The sequence below is a fragment of the Stutzerimonas marianensis genome (assembly GCF_022810315.1).
Taxonomy (GTDB): domain Bacteria; phylum Pseudomonadota; class Gammaproteobacteria; order Pseudomonadales; family Pseudomonadaceae; genus Stutzerimonas; species Stutzerimonas marianensis.
In genome coordinates, this window is the sequence record NZ_JALGRD010000005.1 from 146,228 (window position 1) to 168,588 (window position 22,361).

Sequence of the window (22,361 nt, forward strand, 5' to 3'; positions counted from 1 at the left end):
TTACCCCAGGCGCTCGCCGGCATAGCAGGTCGGCGAGCTCTGGTCCCCCCGCCGCTCCAACGCCTCCTCCAGCCATTCGGCGAGCACCTTCGCATTGTTGCGTTGCTCATCCCGGGCGGCGTAGATCAATGTCAGCACGCCTCGCTCTGCCTTCTCCAGCAATGGCCACCAGTATTCGGGGTGCGCAGCCAGCTCGTTTCGATAGGCCTGCCTGAACGCCGCGAAATCCATTTCCTTCGATTTGAATGCCTGCCGCAACGCCGTCGACGGTGCGACTTCGGCCAGCCAGGCATGCAGTGGCAGCAGCTCCTTGCGACGATTGCGTGGCCATAGCCGATCGACCAGCACGCGGTAGCCGTCGCCGGGCTGCGCGGCTTCATAGGCGCGTTTGCACTGGATCATGTCATCCCTCCGGGTTGCAACAGTGAGCATAGAGCCGCGAACCCGACCCTGGTTCGCCCCGGCGCCTGCGACACTGCCGAGCTTGAATGAGCGCGCCGCTGTGGCATGGTCACAGCCCACCGACTCGATCTGCTGGAAGAGGCGCCGAGATGAGCTATTCCCTGTTGCATGTCGTCCACCTGCTGGCGGCGATCTTCTTCATCGGCACCCTGTTCGTCGAAGTGATGCTGCTCGGCCGGGTGCGCCAGCAGCTTGGGGCAGAGGTGATGCAACCGCTGGACAAGGCCATCGGGGCACGCTCGCGGGTGGTGCTGCACTGGGTGGTGCTGTTCGTCTACGGCGCCGGGATCGGCCTGGCCTGGTACCACCGGCAGGCCCTGGCGAACCCGTTCGCCAGCAGCTTCGCGACGCTCTTGTCCCTGAAGATCCTGCTGGCCCTCGGCGTGTTCATCACCTTCGGGCTGGTCGCCATGCTGTTGCGGTCCGGGCGCATGACCCCGGCGCGCTATCGGCGCATCCACTGGGCGATATTTGTGCAGATGATCGGCATCGTGCTCCTGGCCAAGGGCATGTTCTACCTGCATTGGTAGTCTTGCGTCGCGCTGCCACGCTGCTAGCAGTTTAGGTCTAGCGATCTGTTGTGCCCTCGCGCTGCCCCTAGCAGATCGGCCGATTCAAGCCATGATTCCGGTCAATAGTGGCGGCGCGTTTCGTAAGCCTGATGGCGGCCAATTCAGCCGCGTTAGGCTCGTTTGTTTCCCTCGGCGCTCGGCTTATGGTGCGCCCATCCAGGCCTGCCGCAACCCGAGGTTCACATGCATTTCGCCTACAGCCCACGCGTCGAGGCGCTGCGCCAGCAGTTGCTCGCTTTCATGGAGCAGTACATCGTGCCGCGCATCGGCGCCTGGCATGCGGAAGTCGCCGCCGGGCATTACCCGGTGTCCTTCATGGAGGATCTGAAGGCGCTGGCGCGGGAGGACGGACTGTGGAACCTGTTCCTGCCTTCACTCGGCGAAGACGAGCCGGGCACCGGGCTGACCAACCTGGAATACGCGCCGCTGGCCGAGATCATGGGGCGCGTGCACTGGGCTTCCGAGGTGTTCAACTGCAACGCGCCGGACACCGGCAACATGGAGCTGCTGCACCTGTTCGCCACGCCCGAGCAGCGCCAGCGCTGGCTCCGGCCATTGCTAGAAGGGCAGATTCGCTCGGCCTTCGCCATGACCGAGCCGGATGTGCCGTCCTCGGATGCCACCAATATCCAGACGCTGATCCGCCGCGACGGTGACAGCTACGTGATCAACGGGCGCAAATGGTTCATCACCAACGCCTCGCACCCCAACTGCAAGCTCCTGATCGTCATGGGCAAGACCGATCCGGACGCCGATACCCACCAGCAGCAAAGCATGATCCTGGTGCCGTTCGACACGCCCGGCGTCGAGCTGCTGCGCAACATTCCGGTGATGAACCACATCGCCCCGGAAGGCCATGGCGAACTGCTGCTGCGCAACGTGCGGGTGCCGGCGAGCAATCTGCTCGGCAAGGAAGGCGACGGCTTCATGATGGCCCAGGCACGCCTCGGGCCGGGGCGCATCCACCACTGCATGCGCTCGATCGGCATGGCCGAATTGGCGCTGGAGCTGATGGTCGAGCGCTGCCAGGAACGCAAGGCGTTCGGCCGCTACCTGCACCAGTACGCCAACATCGGTGACTGGATCGCCGAGTCGCGCATCGAGATCGAGCAGGCGCGCCTGTTGGTGCTCAAGACCGCCTGGATGATCGACGAGGTCGGTGCCAAGGCCGCGCGCAAGGAGATCGCCATGATCAAGGCATTGGTGCCGCGCATGCAGACCAACGTCGTCGACCGCGCCATCCAGGTCTACGGTGCCATGGGCCTGACGCCGGATACGCCGCTGGCCGACATGTGGACCGGTGGCCGCGCCCTGCGCTTTGCCGACGGCCCGGATCAGGTGCACCTGCGCAGCATCGCCAGGATGGAAATCAAGGCCAGCGAGGCCACGCGCGGCGCGACGGCCTGCTACCTGACGCCGCCCGGTGGCAGTAGGACGCCGTGATCCGAGGTGTGACGTTCGGCGAAGGCTGAGCTTCGGAAGCCCGTTTCCCTCTCGCGGGACCGCATCTGTAGGCGCTAGCTTGCTGCGATTCCGCATGGAGCGGATCGCCAGCGAACTGGCTCTTACGGTCGAGGTGGGGCGGTGCTGTGGCTAAGGGTTTTCCCATCACGGTCGCTTCTTGTAGGAGCGAGCTTGCTCGCGATCCTGGGATTCCGCGTGGCGTGGATCGCCAGCAAGCTGGCTCCTACGGTCGGGGGGCGCGGTGGAACGGGCTGGGTCGCTTGATATGGCTCAATGGAACCATCCACTCGGGGCCGAGCTTGATATCGGTCAAGGAGAGGCGAGGGTGGCGCTTCCTACCATGGCGCCACATCCAGCCTTGAAGTGGGCCGTACATGAAGCCGCATACCTCTTTCCTCATTGGCGCCGCTTGCGCGTTGGGGCGTGGTTTAGCGCTATGGCTGGGGCTGCTGGTGCTGATCGCCCCGGCTCAGGCGCAGGAGTATGAGGTTGGACGTCAGCGCATCGAGCACTTCTTCCCGCAGGCGGAGATATCCGAGCCCGAGGGTGAGTTCCGGGTTCGCACACTGAGCCGCGACGGCGAACCGCTCGGCTACGCCTACCAGAGCATCGATGTCGTCAACATCCCAGCTTATTCCGGCAAGCCGATCAACCTCCAGGTACTGCTCGACCCTAAGGGCGTAATCGTCGATGCCTACGTGCTCGAGCATCATGAGCCGATCCTGCTGATCGGCATTCCCGAGGAAAAGCTTCACGCGTTCAATACCCACTACCAGGGCATTCACGTCGATCAGCGAGTGGTCATCGGGCGCTCCGGTGACGAGCAGGCGGTGACCATCGATGCGGTGACCGGTGCGACCGTCACGGTGATGGTGGTCAACGAGATCGTGATGCGCTCGGCCCATGCGGTCGCTGCGTCGCTGGGGCTGGTCGAGGACAAGGCCGGCGCCGGGCAGAAGCCGGCCAGGATACGTGACGACCTGTACCAGCCCGCCAGCTGGGGCGAACTCGCCGGCAACGGTGCGATTCGCCGCCTGCACCTGACCCGCGCCCAGATCGACGCCGCCTTCAAGGGCACCGAGGCCGAGGGCATCGACGAGGCATCAGCCGACGAAGCCGAGCAGACCTTCATCGACCTCTACGCCACCGAACTCAACCCGCCGACCATCGGCCGCAACCTGCTCGGCGACAATCAGTACCGCTTCCTGATGGATGCGCTCAAACCGGGCGAGCATGCCATCGGCGTATTCGGCAGCGGCAAGTACTCCTTCAAGGGCTCGGGCTACGTGCGCGGCGGTATTTTCGATCGGGTCCAGCTGCGCCAGTTCGGCGACACCATCAGCTTTCGCGACCTGGATTTCCAGCGCCTCGATGACGTTTACGCCGAGGGCATGCCGGCCTTCGACGAGATGGCCATCTTCATCGTCCGCGAGCACGTGGCGTTCGACCCCGGCTCGCCCTGGACGCTGGAGTTGCTGGTGCGTCGCCAGACCGGCCCCATCGCCAGCGTGTTCACCAGCTTCGAACTGGATTACCAGATGCCCGAAGACTACCTCGAGCGGCCACAGCCGACCGCCGAGGAACTGGCTGCGGCCGAGGAGGCCGGCCGGCCCATGTGGCTGAACATCTGGTATCAGAAGAGCTTTCAGATTGGCGTGATCATCACGGCGCTCCTGCTGCTGACTGTCATTCTCTTCCTGCAGGATTCGCTGACCCGGCGTCCCCGGTTCCTGCACTGGCTGCGGCGCGGCTACCTGATCTTCACCGTGATTTTCATCGGCTGGTACGCGCTGGGCCAACTGTCGGTGGTCAACGTGCTGACCTTCGTTCATGCGCTGTTCCAGGACTTCCGCTGGGAGCTGTTCCTCACCGACCCGGTGATCTTCATCCTCTGGACCTTCACCGCGGCGAGCATCCTGCTCTGGGGCCGCGGCGTGTTCTGCGGCTGGCTGTGCCCCTTCGGTGCGCTGCAGGAGCTGGTCAACGAGGCCGCGCGCAAGCTCCGCATTCCGCAGTACGAGCTGCCGTTCGCCGTTCATGAGCGGCTCTGGGCAATCAAGTACATCGTCCTGCTGGTGCTCTTCGGCCTCTCGCTCGAATCCATGATGGCCGCCGAACAGGCCGCCGAGGTGGAGCCGTTCAAGACGGCCATTACCCTCAAGTTCGACCGCCAGTGGTGGTTCGTCGCCTACGCCGTGTTCCTGCTGGCGATCAATCTTTTCACCCGCAAGCTGTATTGCCGCTACGTCTGCCCGCTGGGGGCGGCGCTGGCAATCCCCGCCAAGTTCCGCCTGTTCGACTGGCTCAAGCGTCGCAAGGAGTGCGGCGACCCCTGCCAGCTTTGCGCCAAGGAATGCGAGATCCAGGCGATCCATCCAGACGGGCACATCAATGCCAACGAGTGCCACTACTGCCTGGATTGCCAGATGACCTACCACAACGAAAACAAATGCCCGCCGCTGATCCTGAAGAACAAGCGCAGCAAACGCGCGAAGAAGGCACCAGCCGCACCGCAGTTGATTCCCGTGCATGTGGTGGAAGCCGAGTGAGCGCGTTGCGAATCGCTCGAAACCGCTTGTTTAGAAATGTCCCAAAGGAGCAGAACCCATGAGCGACAAAGAGGTTAAGAGCAATCCGAATGCGCCGCAAAAGCCCGGGCTGAGCCGCCGTAACTTCCTCGGCGCTAGCGCCCTCACCGGTGCGGCGGTGGCAGCGACGGCGTTCGGCGGCGCGGTGATGAGCCGCGAAACCTGGGCCGCCGCGGTCAAGGACGCGCAACAGAAGACGCACGTGGCGCCGGGCGAACTGGACGAGTATTACGGCTTCTGGAGCGGCGGCCACCAGGGCGAAGTGCGGGTGATGGGCATCCCGTCGATGCGTGAGCTGATGCGTATCCCGGTGTTCAATGTCGACTCCGCCACCGGCTGGGGCCTGACCAACGAAAGCCGCGCGATCATGGGTGACAGTGCCAGGTTCCTCAACGGCGACTGCCACCACCCGCACATCTCCATGACCGACGGCAAGTACGACGGCAAGTACCTGTTCATCAACGACAAGGCCAACACCCGCGTCGCGCGTATCCGCCTGGACATCATGAAGTGCGACAAGATGCTAACAGTGCCGAACTGCCAGGCCATCCACGGCCTGCGCCTGCAGAAGGTGCCGCACACCAGGTACGTATTCGCCAACGCCGAATTCGTCATTCCGCACCCGAACGACGGCAAGGTTTTCGATCTGCAGGATGAAAACAGCTACACCCTGTACAACGTCATCGACGCCGAAAAGATGGAGATGGCCTTTCAGATCATCGTCGACGGCAATCTCGACAACACCGACGCCGACTACACAGGCCGCTTCACCGCTGCCACCTGTTACAACTCGGAAAAGGCCTACGACCTCGGCGGTATGATGCGCAACGAGCGCGACTGGGTCGTGGTGTTCGACATCGAGGCGGCGGAGAAGGCGGTCAAGGCCGGCAAGTTCATCACTCTGGGCGACTCCAAGGTGCCAGTGCTCGACGGGCGCAAGAAAGGCGACAAGGACAGCGCATTCACCCGCTACATCCCGGTACCGAAGAATCCGCACGGCTGCAACACCTCCTCCGACGGCAAGTACTTCATCGCCAACGGCAAGCTGTCGCCAACCGTCTCGATGATCGAAATCGCCAAGCTGCCCGACCTGTTCGCTGGCAAGCTCAAGGACCCGCGCGACACCATCGCCGCGGAAGTCGAGCTGGGCCTCGGCCCGCTGCACACCACCTTCGACGGGCGCGGTAACGCCTACACCACGCTGTTCATCGACAGCCAGGTGGTGAAGTGGAACATGGCCGACGCGGTGCGCGCCTACAACGGCGAGAAGGTCAACTACATCAAGCAGAAGCTTGATGTGCATTACCAGCCGGGGCATATCCACGCGTCGCTTACCGAAACCAGCGAAGCCGACGGCAAATGGCTGGTGGCGCTGTGCAAGTTCGGCAAGGACCGCTTCCTGCCCACCGGTCCGCTGCACCCCGAGAACGACCAGTTGATCGACATCTCCGGCGAGGAGATGAAGCTGGTGCACGACGGCCCGACCTACGCCGAGCCGCATGACTGCATCATGGCCCGTCGCGACCAGATCAAGACCAAGAAGATCTGGGACCGCAACGACCCCTTCTTCGCCCCCACCGTGGACATGGCGAAGCAGGACGGCATCAACCTGGAAACCGACAACAAGGTCATCCGAGACGGCAAGAAGGTGCGCGTGTACATGACCTCCATGGCGCCGAGCTACGGCGTGCAGGAGTTCACCGTCAAGCAGGGCGATGAGGTCACGGTGATCATCACCAACATCGACCAGATCGAGGACGTGTCCCACGGCTTCGTAATGACCAACCACGGGGTGAGTATGGAAATCAGCCCGCAGCAGACCTCGTCGATCACCTTCACCGCCGACAAGCCCGGCCTGCATTGGTACTACTGCAGCTGGTTCTGCCACGCGCTGCACATGGAGATGGTTGGCCGGATGCTGGTCGAGCCGGCCTAAGCGGAGGGCCATTCGCGAGCAAACGCGGGCCTGCCTGAAGGGTGCTGCATCGCCGCGCCTTTTGCAAGCGCGCGCTTGCTCGCGAACCACGCCACTGAAGAGGTAAACGCAGTGCTTCGATTTCAGGCCATCCATCGACTGCTTGCATGGGTATCTCTGATACCTCTGTCGCTGTTCGGTTTCGCCGCCGCGGCTGAACCGCAACCCATCACCTCACTTCCGATCGAGGCGCAAAGCGAAAATCGGTGGTTGCTGCCAGCTGGCGAGTACACCGGTCAGTTCAGGATCGACCAACCCATGGCGCTGCATTGCGAGCCCGGCGCTGTGTTGCAGGCGAAGGGTGAAGGCAATGCGCTGCTGATCGAAGCGTCGGATGTCACCGTCGAGGGCTGCACGCTGCGTGACTGGGGCCGCGATCTGACCGCGATGAACGCCGCGATCTTCATCCAGCGCCAGGCGCATCGCACGCACGTGGAAAACAACGACCTGCGGGGCGCTGGCTTCGGTATCTGGGTCGACGGTGCCAGCGATGTGAGCCTGGTTGGCAATCGGATCAGGGGTGATGCCAACCTGCGCTCACAAGACCGCGGCAATGGCATTCATCTCTACGCCGTGAGCGGCGCACGCATCATCGACAACCAGGTGCGCCACACCCGCGACGGCATTTACATCGACACCTCCAACGGCAACCATCTGGAAAACAACCTGCTGGAGGACCTGCGCTACGGCGTGCACTACATGTTCGCCAACGACAACAGCGTGATCGGCAACGTCACCCGCCGCACCCGCACCGGCTATGCGCTGATGCAGAGCCGCAAGCTCACCGTCATCGGCAATCGCTCCGAGCACGACCAGAACTACGGCATGCTGATGAACTACATCACCTATTCGACGATCCGCGACAACGTCGTCAGCGGCGTCCAGTCCGGCGACACCGGCGGCGACAGCATGATCTCCGGCGGCGAGGGCAAGGCGCTGTTCATCTACAACTCGCTGTTCAACAACATCGAGAACAATCGCTTCGAAAGGAGCGCGCTGGGCATCCACCTGACTGCGGGCTCGGAAGACAACCGCATCACCGGCAATGCCTTCATCGACAACCAGCAGCAGGTCAAGTACGTCGCCAGTCGCACACAGGAATGGTCCGTGTATGGCCGTGGCAATTACTGGAGCGATTACCTGGGCTGGGACCGCAACGACGACGGCCTGGGCGATGTCGCCTACAAACCCAACGACAACGTCGACCGCCTGCTCTGGCTCTATCCGCAGGTGCGCCTGCTGATGAACAGCCCGGGCATCGAGGTGCTGCGCTGGGTGCAGTGCGCTTTTCCGGTGGTCAAGTCGCCGGGGGTGCAGGACAGCCATCCGCTGATGCAGCCACCCATCACGCGAACAACCCAGGAGCAGAGGCCATGAGTGCTGTAGAAATACACGGCGTGAGCCAGCGTTACGGCAGCATGGCCGTGCTGCATGACCTGAACCTCAGCCTGGCCGAGGGCGAAGTGCTCGGCCTGTTCGGCCACAACGGCGCCGGCAAGACCACCAGCATGAAACTGATTCTCGGCCTGCTCGCGCCCAGCGAAGGGCAGCTGCGGGTGCTCGGCCGCCAGCCTGCCGACCCGGACGTGCGCCGCCAGCTCGGCTACCTGCCGGAGAACGTCACCTTCTACCCGCAGCTTAGCGGCCGCGAGACGCTGCGCCATTTCGCCCGACTCAAGGGCGCGTCGATCGGCCAGGTGGACGAACTGCTCGGACAGGTCGGCCTGACCCATGCCGCCGATCGCCGGGTGAAGACCTATTCCAAGGGCATGCGCCAACGTCTCGGGCTGGCCCAGGCGCTGCTCGGCGAGCCGCGGCTGCTATTGCTCGACGAGCCCACCGTCGGCCTCGACCCGATCGCCACAGGCGATCTGTACCAGCTCATCGACCGCCTGCGCCAGCGCGGCACCAGCGTGATTCTCTGCTCGCACGTATTGCCGGGTGTCGAGGCGCATATCGATCGGGCCGCGATCCTGGCCAAGGGACGGCTGCAGGCCGTGGGCAGCCTGGCGCAGCTGCGCCGGGAAGCGGGCTTACCCACGCGCATTCGTGCCAGTGGCATGGATAACGGTGCGGCCTGGTTGCAGCGCTGGGGCGCGGCCGGGCATGCGGCGCGTGAGACGGGCGAGCGCAGCGTCGAGGTAGCGGCAATCAACGGACACAAAGTGCCGCTGCTGCGCCAGCTGCTCGGTGAGAGCGAGCCGGAGGACATCGAGATCCACCAGCCGTCGCTGGAAGACCTGTATCGCTACTACATGGAGCGTGTCGGCGACGCACGCGCACAGGAGGGCCGGTCATGAACGCCATCTGGAACATCGCCCGCAAGGAGTTCAGCGATGGCCTGCGCAACCGCTGGTTGCTTGCCATCAGCCTGCTGTTCGCCGTGCTTGCGGTGGGCATCGCCTGGCTCGGCGCCGCGGCGTCCGGCCAACTGGGTTTCACCTCGATCCCGGCAACCGTCGCCAGCCTGGCGAGCCTGGCCACCTTCCTGATGCCCTTGATCGCGCTGCTGCTGGCCTATGACGCCATCGTCGGCGAGGATGAGGGCGGCACCCTGATGCTGCTGCTGACCTACCCGTTGGGCCGCGGGCAGATCCTGCTCGGCAAGTTCGTCGGCCACGGGCTGATCCTGGCGCTGGCGGTGCTGATGGGCTTCGGCTGCGCCATGCTGGCCATCGCGCTGTTGGTCGAGGACATCGAGATCGGCCTGCTGCTTTGGGCGTTCGGTCGCTTCATGGTGTCCTCGACGCTGCTCGGTTGGGTCTTTCTCGCGCTGGCCTACGTGTTCAGTAGCAAGGTCAGCGAAAAATCCAGCGCGGCGGGGCTGGCGCTGGGCGTCTGGTTTCTCTTCGTGCTGGTGTTCGATCTGGCCCTCCTGGCGCTGCTGGTCTTCAGCGAAGGCCAGTTCAGCCCCGAGCTGTTGCCCTGGCTGTTGCTGCTCAACCCGGCTGACGTCTATCGGCTGGTGAACCTCTCCGGGTTCGACGGCGCGGGCGCCATGGGGGTGCTCTCGCTGGGCAGCGAGTTGCCGCTCCCGGTGCATGCGCTCTGGTTGTGTCTGCTGATGTGGGTCGGGCTATCGCTGCTGTTGGCCTATGCCGTCTTCCGCCGCCGGCTCGCCTGAGTCTCGTTAAAGGAACTGTCATGATGAATGCGTTATATCTTCGGGCTTCGCGATCCCTTATCGCGCTGCTGCTGGTGGGGCTGGCTGGCTGTAACGACGGCGAACCACCTGAAAGACGGCTGGAACCCGTGGCCTTCCATGCCAGCGACGAATGTCATGTCTGTGGCATGGCGATCACCGACTTCCCCGGCCCGAAAGGCCAGGCGGTAGGAAAGGGCGGGGTCAAGAAGTTCTGTTCCACTGCCGAACTTCTCGGTTGGTGGCTGCAACCGGAGAATCGCGTGGGCGACGGCAAACTCTACGTTCACGATATGGGGCGCAGCATCTGGGAACAACCGGACGACCACTACCTGATCGACGCGACCACCGCCTACTATGTCGCCGGCACCGACCTCAAGGGGGCAATGGGTGCGGTGCTCGCCAGTTTCGCCGACGAGTCGGCAGCCAAGGCGCTGGCGGCCCTGCACGGCGGCCGGGTGCTGCGTTTCGATGAAATCGACCAATCGGTGCTGCAACAGACACAAGGCATGCATGACATGCACGGCCAGCACCAGGCGCACGCCGGCCAGTCGACCGCCGGCCTACACACGACGAGGTAACGAACGATGATGGGCATCAGTATCTGGCAACTCCTGATCATCCTGCTGATCGTGGTCATGCTCTTCGGCACCAAGCGCCTGCGCGGGCTGGGGTCGGATCTGGGCGGGGCGATCAGTGGCTTTCGCAAGTCGATGAACGACGGCGAGAAGACCGAGCCGGTCAAGCAGGAGCTTAAATAAGGCGCTCGGCTGAACCGACCCAACCACGGCAGCCTGAAGCGCCCGTCGCCGGCAAGCGGCTCCTACGGCTTTTGAGGTGTTGCTGCCGTCCATTCGCGGGCATCGGGCGCTGCTGTAGGAGCGAGCTTGCTCGCGATCTGGTGCTTGGTGGACCAGGCGCACGGTTACGGGATCGCCAGCAGGCTGGCTCCTACGGGGGCGAGTGTTGCTGCCGTTCATTCGCGGGCATCGGGCGCTGCTGTAGGAGCGAGCTTGCTCGCGATCTGGTGCTTGGTGGACCAGGCGCACGGTTACGGGATCGCCAGCAGGCTGGCTCCTACGGGGGCGAGTGTTGCTGCCGTTCATTCGCGGGCATCGGGCGCTGCTGTAGGAGCGAGCTTGCTCGCGATCTGGTGGATGGCGGATCAGGCGCACGGTCACGGGATCGCCAGCAAGCTGGCTCCTACAGGGGCGACCTTGACTCCGTGGCGCTCCCCCAGTGCGGCTCATGCAGTGCCGCGATGGGCGGCTCCTAACCAGTCGTCGCCTGCGCCTGCTCGGCGTGTAAACCTGATCGCAATCAAGTCTGGAACGACCGCCTAGCCTGTAGAAAGGAGTCCTGGCTCACGAAATCCCTCGGAGCCGCGGTTTCGGGTCCCGGCATGTGGCGGGCCGTCGCAGTAGAAGTGTCAGGAGGCCTCGTGCAAGTCATCGATCGGCGAAAAGCCCTCAGTATCCCGCCCATCTGGCGCCTCGCGTTTCGCCCGTTCTTCCTGGCCGGCAGCCTTTTCGCGCTCCTGGCAGTCCCGCTCTGGGTCGCCGCGTGGACCGGCCTTTGGCCGGGCTTTCAGCCAACCGGGGGCTGGCTGGCCTGGCACCGTCACGAAATGCTGTTCGGTTTCGCCATGGCCATCGTGGCCGGCTTTCTGTTGACTGCAGGGCAGACCTGGACCGGCCAGCCGGGCGTCTCCGGCAACCGCTTGGCGGCGCTGGCGGGTGTCTGGTTGCTGGCGCGTCTGGGGTGGCTGCTGGGTGCACCGATCGCCATGTTGATCGTCGCGGAGCTGCTGTTCATGTTCGGCGTCGCCTGGTTGATGGGGCGCATGCTCTGGGTGGTCCGGCAGAAGCGCAATTATCCGGTCATCGTCGTGCTGGCATTGATGACGACGGCCAATCTGCAGGTGCTCTGGGGCGTCGCGGCGGGTGACGATGGCCTGCAGCGCCAGGGCGTGCTGGCCGGGCTGTGGCTGGTGGCGGCACTGATGGCCCTGATCGGCGGCCGGGTGATCCCGTTCTTCACCCAGCGTGGGCTGGGTCGCACCGAGGCGGTCAAGCCCTGGGTCTGGCTGGATGTCGCCTTGCTCGTCGGCACCGGGCTGACCGCCGTCCTTTACGCGGCCGGCGTTGCGCTGATGGCGAATCAACTGCTCGGGGTGCTTTTCCTCGCCATTGCGGCTGGCCACCTGCTGCGCCTGGTGCGCTGGTACGACTCCGGCATATGGCGAGTCCCGCTGCTCTGGTCGCTGCATCTGGCCATGCTCTGGCTGGTGGTGGCGGCGCTGGGCCTCGCGCTTTGGCACTTCGGTGTGTTGGCCGCCTCCAGTCCCTCGCTGCACGCGCTGTCGGTCGGCTCGATGAGCGGCCTGATCCTGGCGATGATCGCGCGCGTGACCCTGGGCCATACCGGGCGGCCGTTGCAGTTGCCGCCGGGCATCGCCGGGGCCTTCGTGCTGTTCAACCTGGGCGCCGTCGCACGCGTGTTCCTGTCCACCGTCTGGCCGATAGCGGGGCTGTGGCTGGCCGCGGTCTGCTGGGCGCTGGCCTTCGCCCTGTATGCCTGGCGCTACGCACCCATGCTGCTCGCGCCGCGCGTTGACGGCCATCCTGGCTGATCGACACCCCTGTATCGCCGTTCCACCTGTTCATTAACCTGCCTGCCCGTTCGGGACGGGCAGCTTGCGGCCGCGCAAACGCCGGCAACGGAGATGATGATGAAGAACGAATTCGCGGACCGTCTCGCGGTAATCACGGGCGCCAGCTCCGGGATCGGCCTGGCGCTGTGTTCGGCACTCCTGCAGCGTGGCGCACGGGTACTGGCAATGTCCCGCACCCTCGGCGACCTGGGCGCCCTGCTGGAAACCTATTCGGACAAGCTTCAATGGCTGGCCGGCGACGTGACCTCGGCAGACGATCTGCAGACCTTGAGCCGCCGCGCCACGCTGCTTGGCCCGGTGGACTACCTGGTGCCGAACGCCGGCATCGCCGAGCTGGGCGACAGCCTGGACATGGCCTGTTTCGGCCGCCAGTGGGCGATCAACGGTGCTGGCGCACTGAATACGGTGGCGGCCCTGCGTGGCGAGCTGGCCAAGCCGGCTTCGGTGGTGTTCATCGGCACCTTCCTGACGCGCACCAGCTTTCCCGGACTTGCCGCCTACATTGCCAGCAAGGCGGCACTGGTCGCCCAGGCCCGGACGCTGGCGGTGGAGTTCGCGCCCCTGGAAGTGCGCATCAACATGGTCTCGCCCGGCCCGACGGCGACCTCCATCTGGGGCACGCTGGGGCTCGAGGACGAGCAGCTTGAGCAGGTCGCCGAATCGGTCAGTCAACGCCTGTTGCCGGGCCGCTTCCTCGAGGCGTCGGCAGTGGCCAATGTGATTCTCTTTCAGTTGTCGCAGGGCGCTCGTGGCGTGTTCGGCCAGGACTGGGTGGTCGACAACGGCTACACCATTACCTGATCGACCTCGCCGCAAGCGGCCCCGGCGGTGGCCGAAGCGAAACCTGCGCATTGCTCTCTTCGAATCAGAATTGTTGCTGTAAAGCAGCAACAAGATTCATTAGCCGGACTTCGAATGCGCACCGACAATGTGCGAATTTTTCGAGCGACGCGACATTTTGGCGCGTTTTTCGGTCTATCACCTTGTCGCGTGGCCCGGCGCCCGCACAACACTCGAAGCCCGCAAAGCAGGACTCATGCAAGAACGCCTATTCGATTGGTGCCGATCCTTCGTGCCTGCGCCGCTGTCGGCGCGGCCGGTTGAATGGTTGCGCGTGGCGCTGGGCGTCGCGCTCGCCATGTTGCTGGTGCTGCCAAGCTGTGCCTGGATCTTCGGCACTTCGCTCACCTTGCCCCTCGCCGCGCCCGCCGCGGCCTCGGCCGTGCTGGTGTTCGCCGCGCCCTCGAGCCCCTTCGCCCAGCCCTGGTCGGTGTTGGCGGGCAATCTGCTCGCGACCCTGATCGGTGTATCGCTCGGCGCCAGCGGTCTGCCAGTGATGCTGGCCGCCGGTACGGCCGGCGCGCTGGTGATCGTCTGCCTGCTGGGCGCGCGCTGTCTGCACCCACCGGGGGCGGCGCTGGCGCTGGTGGCAGTGGTTGGCAGCGCGCAGATCCATGCGTTGGGCTTCGGGCTGCTCTATCCGGTGGCGTTCAATTCCGCACTGCTGGTCGTGGTCGCGCTGGTCTACAACAACCTGACCGGGCACAGCTATCCGAAGCCGCGCGGGACTCGTGCGAATAGCCACCACACCCGCGACAGGCTACCCAGCGAGCGCCTGAGCTTCAGCGAGGACGATGTGGCCCGTGCGCTCGCCGACTTCGGCGAATACGTGGACGTAACCCGTGACGATCTTGCTCAGTTGATCAAGCAGACCGAGAAGCACGCCCTGCGCCGCAGCATGGGCGAAGTCACCGCGGCCGACATCATGTCCCGTGACCTGTATTGGGCGACGCCGGCATGCAGTGCCCAGACGGCTTGGAAAAGCCTGCGCGAACACCGCCTGCATTCGCTGCCGGTGGTGGAGGCCGGTAGCCGCAAACTGATCGGGATCGTCACGCTGGTCGACCTGCTCAAGCACCTGCGCTCCACGCCCGCGCGCATCCGTCTGGGGCAGCTGAAACAAGGTGGCGGCACCCGCTTGCGCGCGATCATGTCGTCACCGGTGGTCACGGTGAGTACCGATACTCACATGGTGGACCTGGTGTTCCTGCTGTCTGATCGCGGATTGCACTGCTTGCCCGTGGTCGATGCCCAGCAGCGGCTGGTAGGCATGATCACCCAGACCGATCTCATTGCCGCCCTGTATCGGAACTGGCTCAAGCATCTACCCGACTGAGGGCGCCCGGCCGGGCTAAATCTCGTAGTTCCAGCGTGACCAGTCGCATTCCTCTTCCGCCACTTCGCGCAGCAGCGCGATGGCCTGCGTGAGCGCCGGCGATTCGGCGGCTCGCGGGTAGACGAGATAAACCGGGTAACTGAACTCCGGCGCCTGCTCGACCCGCTTGAGCACGCCTTCGTCGAGGTAACGTTGCACCACGCGCGTGCGGAAGTAGCCTCGCCCGCCATGCTGCACCAGATATTGCAGCGCCAGCGGGCCGAGGCTGAAGGACAGTGCGGCGCGGATATGCTCGGGCAGGGCCAGGTCGTGCTGGCTGCGAAACGCCGCGCCCCAATCGACATAGAGGTACGGCTCGGGGGTCCGGGCGTGGGCCACCTGGATAAGCTTTTCCTCGAGCAGCTGCACCACCTGCAGCCCCGGCAGGTATTCGGGCTGATGCACCAGCGCGGCGTCGAGCACGCCCAGATCCAGCTTGTGCTGCAGCTCGCCACCGCTGGCCACTTCGCTGCGCAAGGCATGATCAGGCAGGGCCTGCCGCAAGCGTCTGACCCAGGCCAGCATCAGCGGGTTGCACAGGCTGACCTCGGCGCCCAGCGAGAGCAGCTTGTCGTAACCGCGAGGCAGCGGCAGGTCGCGCCGGGCGGCTTCCCAGGTTTGCACGAGCTGGTTGGCGTAGGCGACGAAACGCTCGCCATCGCTGGTCAGCCGTGCACCGGCACGGTTGCGCACGAACAGCCGGCAACCCAGCTGGGTCTCCAGGCTACGGACGCGCGCGGTGACGGCGGTCTGGGTGATGTGCAGGCGCTCGGCGGTGGCGATGAAGCTGCCGCTGCGAATGATCTCGAGAAAGGTGCGGGCGAGATCGATGTCCATGGGCGACTCTCATATCAAGAAGCGTGATATGAAAGCAGGTTGGAATCAAAGACGAAAGTCGGTAGGCGCTGAGTGCAGGCGGGACCAAGTGTCGAGCTGCATGCCGGCGCGATTCGTCCGGCCTCCAGCCGCGTCTGTCGTGTTGGCCTTAATGCGATGTCCCTTCGGCGAACTCGATCTTGTTGCCGACGTTGTACTTGCCCGAGGGCTTGTTCATCGGGATGCGCTTGATCTCCTCCAGCGTGTTGGCGTCGTAGATGATCAGCGCACCTTCGGTGTCCCAGACGCTCAGCAGCGCGTAACGGCCGTCATGGGTGAACTCGACGTGAGCGGCGTTCTTGCCGGGCATGGGCCTGAGCGTGTGGGCGACGTCCAGGGTCTGCTTGTCGATCAGGTGCACGACGTCGTTGTTCGGCCCGAAGAACACGTCGGTCCAGGCGTAGGGCGAGTTTTCCTGGCTGCGCATGAAGAAGCCCGGCCCCTCGGTGGGGATCTCCTTGATCAGCTTCCAGGTTTCCAGATCCAGCACCGAGATCAGACCCTTGCTCACGTTCGGCGTGGCGAATACCCACTTGCCGTCGCGCTTCCAGTAGATGCCCGAGCCCAGGTGCGGCATGCCCGGCAGCGGAATGTCGGTGACCGTGGCGCCCGTGTCCAGGTCGATCACCTGACCGCCCAGCGCCTTGCGCGAAGTGGCGAGCAGGTAGCGATAGTCCGGGGTGAAGGAGAAGTCGTCGAGAAAGTCGACGGCCTCGATGCGTCGTGGCTGGAAGTCCGGCTCGCCGGCATAGGAGAGTTCCCAGGCTTCCTTCACGTCCTTCAGCGCGACCACGAAACTGTCGCGCGGCGGCGCCGTATAGACCGCGCTCACACGGGACGGCGTGCCGTCCTGGCCGACCGCCGGGATGTGCTTGACCAGCGACAGGTCGCGGGCGTCGAGCAGTACCAGGTTGCCCGGCAGGTAGTTGCCCACCAGCACCCAGCGACCGTCGTTGCTGACGGCCAGGTTGCGCGTGTTCAGCCCGGCGCGCACCTCGGCGATCATGCTCAGGTTGTGCAGGTCGTAGACGCTGATCCAGCCATCGCGGGAGGCGAAGTAGACGAAGCGGCCATCCGGCGAGAACTTCGGCCCGCCGTGCAGGGCGAAGTGCGACTGGAAGTTGGCCAGCTCCTCGAAACGATCGCCGTCCAGCACGCGCAGGTGATGATTGCCGGCTTCGACCACGACGAAGAGGTTCAGCGGGTCGGCGCCGTGCTGCGGCGTGCTCGGCAGCCTGGCGACGTCATTGAGAATGCGGTGGCTGGCGCGAATGTCGGCGTCGCTCCAGGTCGGCGGGGCTGCGGCGGGTTGGTACAGATAGCTGACCAGCCCGTCGATCTGCACGGCGGAGAGGCGATCACCGAAGGCCGCCATCTGGCTGGCGGGGCGGCCCTCGCGGATCACCTTGCGCGCTTCGTCCGGCTTGAGGCGACTGAGGCTTTCCGGCAGGAGTGCCGGCCCTGCACCGCCCAGGCGGTTGACGCCGTGGCAGCTCTGGCAGTGCTGCTCGTAGAGGCGGCCGGCGGCGTCCAGATCGATCACGCTATCCGCGGCCTGGACGGCGCCGCACAGGGTCAGCAGAAGAAGGGGCGCTAGTCGCATGGAGCCTCCACCGTCGAGGGTTGCCGAGCCGCCGTGGCGGTTATCCGCGCCGGGTATTGCACCGGTTGTCCGGCGAACAGACCGACGACCTGGCCGATGACCGTCAGTGTCGGCGGCGTCAGTTGATGGGCCTGAGCCATGCTCGGCAGTTGCTTGAGCGTGCAGCGCACGACCTGCTGGTCTGGCCGGGTGCCGCTGCCGATCAGCGCGGCAGGGGTATCGACCGGCAGGCCGGCGGCAATCAGATTGCGCGAGATCTCGCCGAGGCTGGCCAGGCCCATGTAGAAGACCAGCGTCTGTTTGCCTTCGACCAGGCTCGGCCAGGGCAATTGCAGCGCGCCGTCCGCCTGCAGATGACCGGTGATGAACTGGCACGAATGCGCCAGGTCGCGGTGCGTCAGGGGGATCCCGGCGTAGGCGCTGCAACCGGCGGCCGCCGTGATACCCGGCACCACCTGGCCGTTGATGCCATGGGCAAGCAGGTATTCGAGCTCTTCGGCGCCGCGCCCGAAGATGAAGGGATCGCCGCCCTTGAGCCGCACCACACGCAGGCCTTGCTTGGCGAGGTCGACCAGCAGCTGGTTGATCTGCGGCTGCGGCAGGCTGTGGCAGCCACTGGTCTTGCCGACGTAATGACGTGCGCAAGCGGCCGGCAGCAGCTGCATCAGGCTGTCGCTGACGAGGCGGTCATGGACCACGGCATCAGCCTGTTGCAGCAGGCTCCACGCGCGCAGCGTGAGCAGGCCGGGGTCGCCGGGGCCGGCGCCGACGAGCGCGACTTCGCCCGGGGCCAGGGTCGCACCGAGCGAAGCGGGGAGGGTGAGTGGCTGGTCCATGCGAACTCCTGAAGGTTTCATCGGGCTGGGGGGCGGCCTCGGAACCGCTCTCGATATCAAAGGGCGATGCTGGGGATGCGCTGGGGCGCCGGCAGGCCTATCTCCTCGTCGCTGAGGTAGCAGCCTGGGTCCTCGGCCCAGAGGTTGCCTTCGGCCCAGGCGCGGGTTCGGGTGTTGCCGTTGCAGATCGACAGCCAGCGGCACTCGCCACAGCGTCCGCCGACGGCGCGCGGGTGCTGGCGAAGGCCGACCAGAAGTGGCTCGGGCTTGTCCAGCCACAACTCGCGGAAGGTTTGCCGGCGCACGTTGCCGACGGTGTGCTGCCACCAGTAGGTATCCGGGTGCACGTCGCCGATGTTGTCGATGTTGGCGATGCCGCTGCCCGACGCATTGCCGCCCCAGGCGCGCAGCATCCGCTCCAGGCGATCGCGATGCTCGGGCAGGCACTGCTCGACCCATTGCAGTAGCAGGATCGCGTCGGCGTCGTTGTTGCCGCTGACGAAATCGGTCTCGCGGCCATGCTGCACGTCGTTCCAGGCCTGCTCGAACAGCTGGTGCATGGCCTCGCGGGTCATCTGGTGGTGAGCGTCGGCCTTGCGGCTGCGCTTGCCGCGGCCGCTGTAGTTGAGGTGCGAGAGGTAGAACTTCTGCACGTCGTGTTCGCGCATCAGCGCCAGCAGGGCCGGCAGCTGCGGGTAGTTGTACTGCGTCAGGGTGGTGCGCAGGCCGACGCGGATGTCGTGCTGGCGGCACAGGTCGATGGCACGCATGGAGGCCGCAAAACTGCCCTTGAGCTGGCGCCAGTCGTCATGCACCGCTTCCAGACCGTCGATGCTGATACCGACGTAGTCGTAATGTGCGGCGGCGATCCGCTCGATGTTGCGCTCGTCAATCAGCGTGCCGTTGGTCGACAGGGCGACGAAGAAGCCCAGTTGGCGCGCGTACTCGGACAGCTCGAAGATGTCGTCGCGCAGCAGTGGTTCGCCGCCGGACAGGATGAGCACGCGCACCCCGGCGTCGTGCAGGTCGTCGATGACCCTGAGCGCTTCAGCTGTGTCCAGTTCATCGCGGAAGGCGCTGTCGGCCGAGGTGGCATAGCAGTGCTTGCAGGTGAGGTTGCAGCGGCGCAGCAGGTTCCAGATCACCACGGGCGGGCGGGCTGCGCCGGTGCTGCGCGCGCCGAGTACCGGCAGGGCCGGTCGAGCGAGCGCGCGCAGGTAATGGCTGATTCTCAACATGAGCGTCTCCTCGGAGCGGGCCCTGTCACGCCGTGCGGCGGGGTTCGTTGGGCGCAGCATCTCCGAGCCAGGGCAGCCCATCCTTGACCGGAAACAATAAAAAGCCCTGGTCAGGGTGCGGTCATTCATCCGCGTTCGGCGCTGCGCTCGATCTGATCGTCGTCACATTCCGCGGGGAGGATCGACCGCTGCGATAGACGCGCGCGAGCGGTCTCGATAATGTCGCGAACGCACCGCTTCCATTGGCGATGTACGGGCGGGAGGCCCAGCTCGAACAACCTGCATGCAAAAGGATTTGAAGATGGAAGGATCAGAAGCGGTCAAGGTCGACATCGACTATGCCGAGGTGCCGTTCTTCCGACGGCGCTGGTTCATTTTTCTGCTGGTGCTGGGCTGCATGCCCGCCGCGCTGATCATCGCGCTGACGGGCGATATCTATCTCAAGAGCAAAGGCGAGGTGTATCGGTTGCCGCCCAACCGCCTGAATCATCTGGTGCTCTTTGCCTACGTGATGATCGTGATCGGGCTGGTGCGGGTGTCGCTCGGCTAGGGGGCTTCGATCATGGGGCTCATCGAGTTCATTCTGCTTTACCTGGTCAGCAGCCTGTTCTGGAAATGGGTGATCAGCTGGGGCGGCGCACAGTGGCTGGAAGGTTGGAAGAGCTTCTTCATCATCGATTGGTTCGCCTGGGTCTGGACCGCCGAGCAGATCCGTCTGTACGCGCTGGTCGCCTGGGTGTTCTCCACGCTGTTTTTCCTGCTCGGCCTGTTCAAGCCCGAGTGGCGGTTCTAGCCGCAGGCGCCCGTGATGCGCCTGCGCCCACACGCAATCCGGTTTTTTTCAGAATGCGGCTACTGACGAGCATGTCGTCGTGGCGGCAGGCGTCGCCGAGCAGGCGCCGGATCTCGGCGCGGTAGGCGTCGATCTCGCCGGCGCTGCGGCCATGGACCATGGCGAACAGGTTGTAATCCCATGCCGGCCGGCGGGGGCGGCGGTAGCAATGGCTGACGAACGCTTGCGAGCCGATCAGCGGGCCGAGGCGGTCGAGTTGCGCATCGTCCACGTCCCAGACGGTCATGCCGTTGTGCCGATAGCCCAGGCGATAGTGATTGGGCACCGCGGCGATCCGGCGAATGGCGCCTTCGGCCTGCAGTCGCTGCAAGAGGCCGAGCGTGGCGTCAACGCTGATGTCTAGCCGTTCGGCCAGCCAGGCCCAGGGGTCTTCGACCAGCGGTAAGCCGGCTTCGGTCAGCGCGACCAGGCGCCTCTCCAGGATGGCGGTGCCGGGGTTGGACGGGCCGCCCGCCTCAGACGGAAAAGTGCAGGCCGACATGGTAGGTCGCCTCCTTCGGCAGGTTGAGTACCGGCAAGCCCGTTTCGGCTTCGATCCGGGCGATGGTTTCGGCGATGCCCTGCGGCGTTGCGCAACCGAGCACGAACCACATGTTCCAGGCGTGTGCGCGGCGGTAGTTGTGGGCGACCTCCGGCATGGCCGCGAGCTGATTGGCGACGGCGTCGAAGCGCGCCTCGGGCACCGAGAGCGCGGCGAGGGTGAACGCACCGCCGAGTCGCTCGATGTCGAACATCGGGCCGAAACGGGTGAGTGTGCCGTCGTCGAGCAGGGCCTGGACCCGTTCACGCAGGGCCGAGGGCTCCGCGTCCAGTTCATCGGCCAGGGCCTGCCAGGGATGGCGAACCAGCGGCATGCCGTGCTGCAGGCGATTGATCAGGCGGCGGTCGAACTCATCCACGGGCGGACTCCAGCGCGGCGGGCGGTGCGTAGCGGCCACCGCACTGCTTGAACGCACGGGTGCTGAACAGCAATTTATGGGGCACTTCGCTCAGCCCGTGCTCGGCCAGCAGCGCCTCGATCAGCGCGGTGACCTGCTCGCGCTCGCGGCCATGGACCATGCAGAAGAGGTTGTAGGGCCAGTCGGGCAGGCGGCGCGGCCGCTGGTAGCAGAGGTTGACGCCGCGGGCCTGGCCGAGTGCGCGACCGACCTCATCGACGCGATCATCGGGAATATCCATCACCAGCATGGCGTTGGCGCGAAAGCCCATGGCGCGGTGCTTGAGCACCAGGCCGACGCGGCGAAACAGCCCGCTCTCGCTCCAGTGCCGGACCTGCTCGATCACCGCGTCCTCGGTGGCGCCGACGCGCTCGGCCAGCAGCTGATAGGGTCGTGTGGCGAGCGGCAGCCCGGCTTCGAGCAGGCGCCGTAGTTGCAGGCACTGGGTGTCGTCGAGCAAGAGGGTCATGACGCCTCTCCGATGGGAAAGCCAAGGTCGATGCGGTAAGCCGCCCGCATCGGAAGATCGAGGGGTTTCAGGCCGGTTTGCGCTGCGATCGTCCGCAAGAGCGCGTCGATATGCGCGCGATCCGGTCCGGTGAGCACGAACCAGAGGTTGTAGGTGTGTTCGCGCAGGTAGTTGTGGTTGACCTCCGGCAGCCGGTTGATCTGTTCGGCGACTGCTTCCAGGCGCCGCTCCGGGACGGCGAGGGCGACCAGGGTGCTGGCGCCGGCGCGGCTGTGTTCGAACACCGGGCCGATGCGCGATAGACCACCGTTGTGCTCCAGGCATTGCAGACAGGCCAGTACCTCACCTTCGCTGCAGCCGAGCGCTTCGGCCATGGCGCGGTAGGGTTCGGCGCACAGCGGCATGCCGTGCTGGAAACGGTCGATCAGGCGGCGGCTGAGGGCGTCGATCTGCATG

At 65.1% G+C, this 22,361-nt stretch carries 23 protein-coding genes; 14 read left to right on the forward strand and 9 right to left on the reverse strand.

The features are described 5' to 3' along the window. The gene (locus MST27_RS10375; RefSeq protein ID WP_243605892.1) at nucleotides 1-402 is read right to left on the reverse strand and encodes a DUF488 domain-containing protein; all 402 of its coding nucleotides are present in this window, start codon (nucleotides 400-402) and stop codon (nucleotides 1-3) included. A 149-nt stretch (nucleotides 403-551) separates the two neighbouring features. Here MST27_RS10375 and MST27_RS10380 point away from each other — a divergent pair, with 149 nt between their 5' ends. From MST27_RS10380 to MST27_RS10435, 12 genes are all read left to right on the forward strand, one after another. Continuing rightward, nucleotides 552-992 (forward strand): CopD family copper resistance protein, encoded by a 441-nt coding sequence (locus tag MST27_RS10380; RefSeq protein ID WP_243605893.1) that lies wholly within the window; start codon nucleotides 552-554, stop codon nucleotides 990-992. A 225-nt stretch (nucleotides 993-1,217) separates the two neighbouring features. Then, nucleotides 1,218-2,477, forward strand: a complete 1,260-nt coding sequence (locus MST27_RS10385) for an acyl-CoA dehydrogenase family protein (protein WP_243605894.1) — start codon at nucleotides 1,218-1,220, stop codon at nucleotides 2,475-2,477. A gap of 395 nt (nucleotides 2,478-2,872) precedes the next feature. Beyond that, the gene (gene nosR, locus MST27_RS10390) at nucleotides 2,873-5,047 is read left to right on the forward strand and encodes a transcriptional regulator NosR (protein ID WP_243605895.1); all 2,175 of its coding nucleotides are present in this window, start codon (nucleotides 2,873-2,875) and stop codon (nucleotides 5,045-5,047) included. Nucleotides 5,048-5,105: 58 nt separating this feature from the next. Then, nucleotides 5,106-7,022 carry a TAT-dependent nitrous-oxide reductase gene (nosZ, locus tag MST27_RS10395; protein WP_243605896.1) on the forward strand — a complete coding sequence of 639 codons (1,917 nt, stop codon included), beginning with the start codon at nucleotides 5,106-5,108 and terminating at the stop codon, nucleotides 7,020-7,022. 111 nt (nucleotides 7,023-7,133) lie between these two features. Further along, entirely contained in the window at nucleotides 7,134-8,438 is a 1,305-nt protein-coding gene (locus MST27_RS10400; protein WP_243605897.1) for a nitrous oxide reductase family maturation protein NosD, read from the forward strand. Continuing rightward, nucleotides 8,435-9,361, forward strand: coding sequence for an ABC transporter ATP-binding protein (locus tag MST27_RS10405; RefSeq protein ID WP_243605898.1), 927 nt, complete (start codon nucleotides 8,435-8,437; stop codon nucleotides 9,359-9,361). Before MST27_RS10400 ends, MST27_RS10405 begins: the two co-directional genes overlap by 4 nt. Next, nucleotides 9,358-10,185 carry an ABC transporter permease gene (locus tag MST27_RS10410; protein ID WP_243605899.1) on the forward strand — a complete coding sequence of 276 codons (828 nt, stop codon included), beginning with the start codon at nucleotides 9,358-9,360 and terminating at the stop codon, nucleotides 10,183-10,185. The genes MST27_RS10405 and MST27_RS10410 overlap by 4 nt, the downstream gene beginning before the upstream one ends. A 23-nt stretch (nucleotides 10,186-10,208) precedes the next feature. Next, nucleotides 10,209-10,784, forward strand: coding sequence for a nitrous oxide reductase accessory protein NosL (locus tag MST27_RS10415; protein WP_243605900.1), 576 nt, complete (start codon nucleotides 10,209-10,211; stop codon nucleotides 10,782-10,784). 6 nt (nucleotides 10,785-10,790) lie between these two features. After that, nucleotides 10,791-10,964 (forward strand): twin-arginine translocase TatA/TatE family subunit, encoded by a 174-nt coding sequence (gene tatA / locus MST27_RS10420; RefSeq protein WP_420864237.1) that lies wholly within the window; start codon nucleotides 10,791-10,793, stop codon nucleotides 10,962-10,964. A gap of 680 nt (nucleotides 10,965-11,644) precedes the next feature. Then, entirely contained in the window at nucleotides 11,645-12,835 is a 1,191-nt protein-coding gene (locus MST27_RS10425) for an NnrS family protein (RefSeq protein ID WP_243605902.1), read from the forward strand. 99 nt (nucleotides 12,836-12,934) lie between these two features. After that, nucleotides 12,935-13,678 (forward strand): SDR family NAD(P)-dependent oxidoreductase, encoded by a 744-nt coding sequence (locus MST27_RS10430; RefSeq protein WP_243605903.1) that lies wholly within the window; start codon nucleotides 12,935-12,937, stop codon nucleotides 13,676-13,678. A 235-nt stretch (nucleotides 13,679-13,913) separates the two neighbouring features. Then, a complete protein-coding gene (locus MST27_RS10435) occupies nucleotides 13,914-15,053 on the forward strand; it encodes an HPP family protein (RefSeq protein ID WP_243605904.1) in 1,140 nt (379 codons plus the stop codon). Nucleotides 15,054-15,068: 15 nt separating this feature from the next. On the opposite strand, the gene MST27_RS10440 is transcribed toward MST27_RS10435, so the two are convergent. The 4 genes from MST27_RS10440 to nirJ form a co-directional block, all read right to left on the reverse strand. Next, complete coding sequence (locus MST27_RS10440) at nucleotides 15,069-15,929, reverse strand: LysR family transcriptional regulator (RefSeq protein ID WP_243605905.1); 861 nt, start codon at nucleotides 15,927-15,929, stop codon at nucleotides 15,069-15,071. Between the two features lie 148 nt (nucleotides 15,930-16,077). Then, nucleotides 16,078-17,571 carry a nitrite reductase gene (locus tag MST27_RS10445; protein ID WP_243605906.1) on the reverse strand — a complete coding sequence of 498 codons (1,494 nt, stop codon included), beginning with the start codon at nucleotides 17,569-17,571 and terminating at the stop codon, nucleotides 16,078-16,080. Beyond that, complete coding sequence (gene cobA, locus MST27_RS10450; protein ID WP_243605907.1) at nucleotides 17,562-18,407, reverse strand: uroporphyrinogen-III C-methyltransferase; 846 nt, start codon at nucleotides 18,405-18,407, stop codon at nucleotides 17,562-17,564. Before cobA ends, MST27_RS10445 begins: the two co-directional genes overlap by 10 nt. 56 nt (nucleotides 18,408-18,463) lie before the next feature. After that, nucleotides 18,464-19,645 (reverse strand): heme d1 biosynthesis radical SAM protein NirJ, encoded by a 1,182-nt coding sequence (gene nirJ / locus MST27_RS10455; protein WP_243605908.1) that lies wholly within the window; start codon nucleotides 19,643-19,645, stop codon nucleotides 18,464-18,466. A gap of 301 nt (nucleotides 19,646-19,946) precedes the next feature. Here nirJ and MST27_RS10460 point away from each other — a divergent pair, with 301 nt between their 5' ends. Together MST27_RS10460 and MST27_RS10465 are read left to right on the forward strand one after the other, a co-directional pair. Further along, nucleotides 19,947-20,195, forward strand: coding sequence for a hypothetical protein (locus MST27_RS10460; RefSeq protein ID WP_243605909.1), 249 nt, complete (start codon nucleotides 19,947-19,949; stop codon nucleotides 20,193-20,195). Nucleotides 20,196-20,207: 12 nt separating this feature from the next. Continuing rightward, nucleotides 20,208-20,438, forward strand: a complete 231-nt coding sequence (locus tag MST27_RS10465) for a hypothetical protein (protein ID WP_243605910.1) — start codon at nucleotides 20,208-20,210, stop codon at nucleotides 20,436-20,438. Here the strand turns inward: MST27_RS10465 and ahbB (MST27_RS10470) are convergent. The 4 genes from ahbB (MST27_RS10470) to MST27_RS10485 are packed head-to-tail and all read right to left on the reverse strand — an operon-like array spanning nucleotide 20,416 to nucleotide 22,360. Then, entirely contained in the window at nucleotides 20,416-20,979 is a 564-nt protein-coding gene (gene ahbB, locus MST27_RS10470) for a siroheme decarboxylase subunit beta (protein ID WP_243605911.1), read from the reverse strand. The two genes, MST27_RS10465 and ahbB (MST27_RS10470), sit on opposite strands and share 23 nt — an antisense overlap. Then, nucleotides 20,954-21,397 carry an Lrp/AsnC family transcriptional regulator gene (locus MST27_RS10475; protein ID WP_243605912.1) on the reverse strand — a complete coding sequence of 148 codons (444 nt, stop codon included), beginning with the start codon at nucleotides 21,395-21,397 and terminating at the stop codon, nucleotides 20,954-20,956. The genes ahbB (MST27_RS10470) and MST27_RS10475 overlap by 26 nt, the downstream gene beginning before the upstream one ends. Continuing rightward, on the reverse strand, nucleotides 21,390-21,905 hold the full coding sequence (gene ahbB, locus MST27_RS10480) for a siroheme decarboxylase subunit beta (RefSeq protein ID WP_243605913.1): 516 nt from the start codon (nucleotides 21,903-21,905) through the stop codon (nucleotides 21,390-21,392). Before ahbB (MST27_RS10480) ends, MST27_RS10475 begins: the two co-directional genes overlap by 8 nt. Further along, a complete protein-coding gene (locus MST27_RS10485) occupies nucleotides 21,902-22,360 on the reverse strand; it encodes an Lrp/AsnC family transcriptional regulator (RefSeq protein ID WP_243605914.1) in 459 nt (152 codons plus the stop codon). Before MST27_RS10485 ends, ahbB (MST27_RS10480) begins: the two co-directional genes overlap by 4 nt. Nucleotide 22,361: the final 1 nt, after the last annotated feature.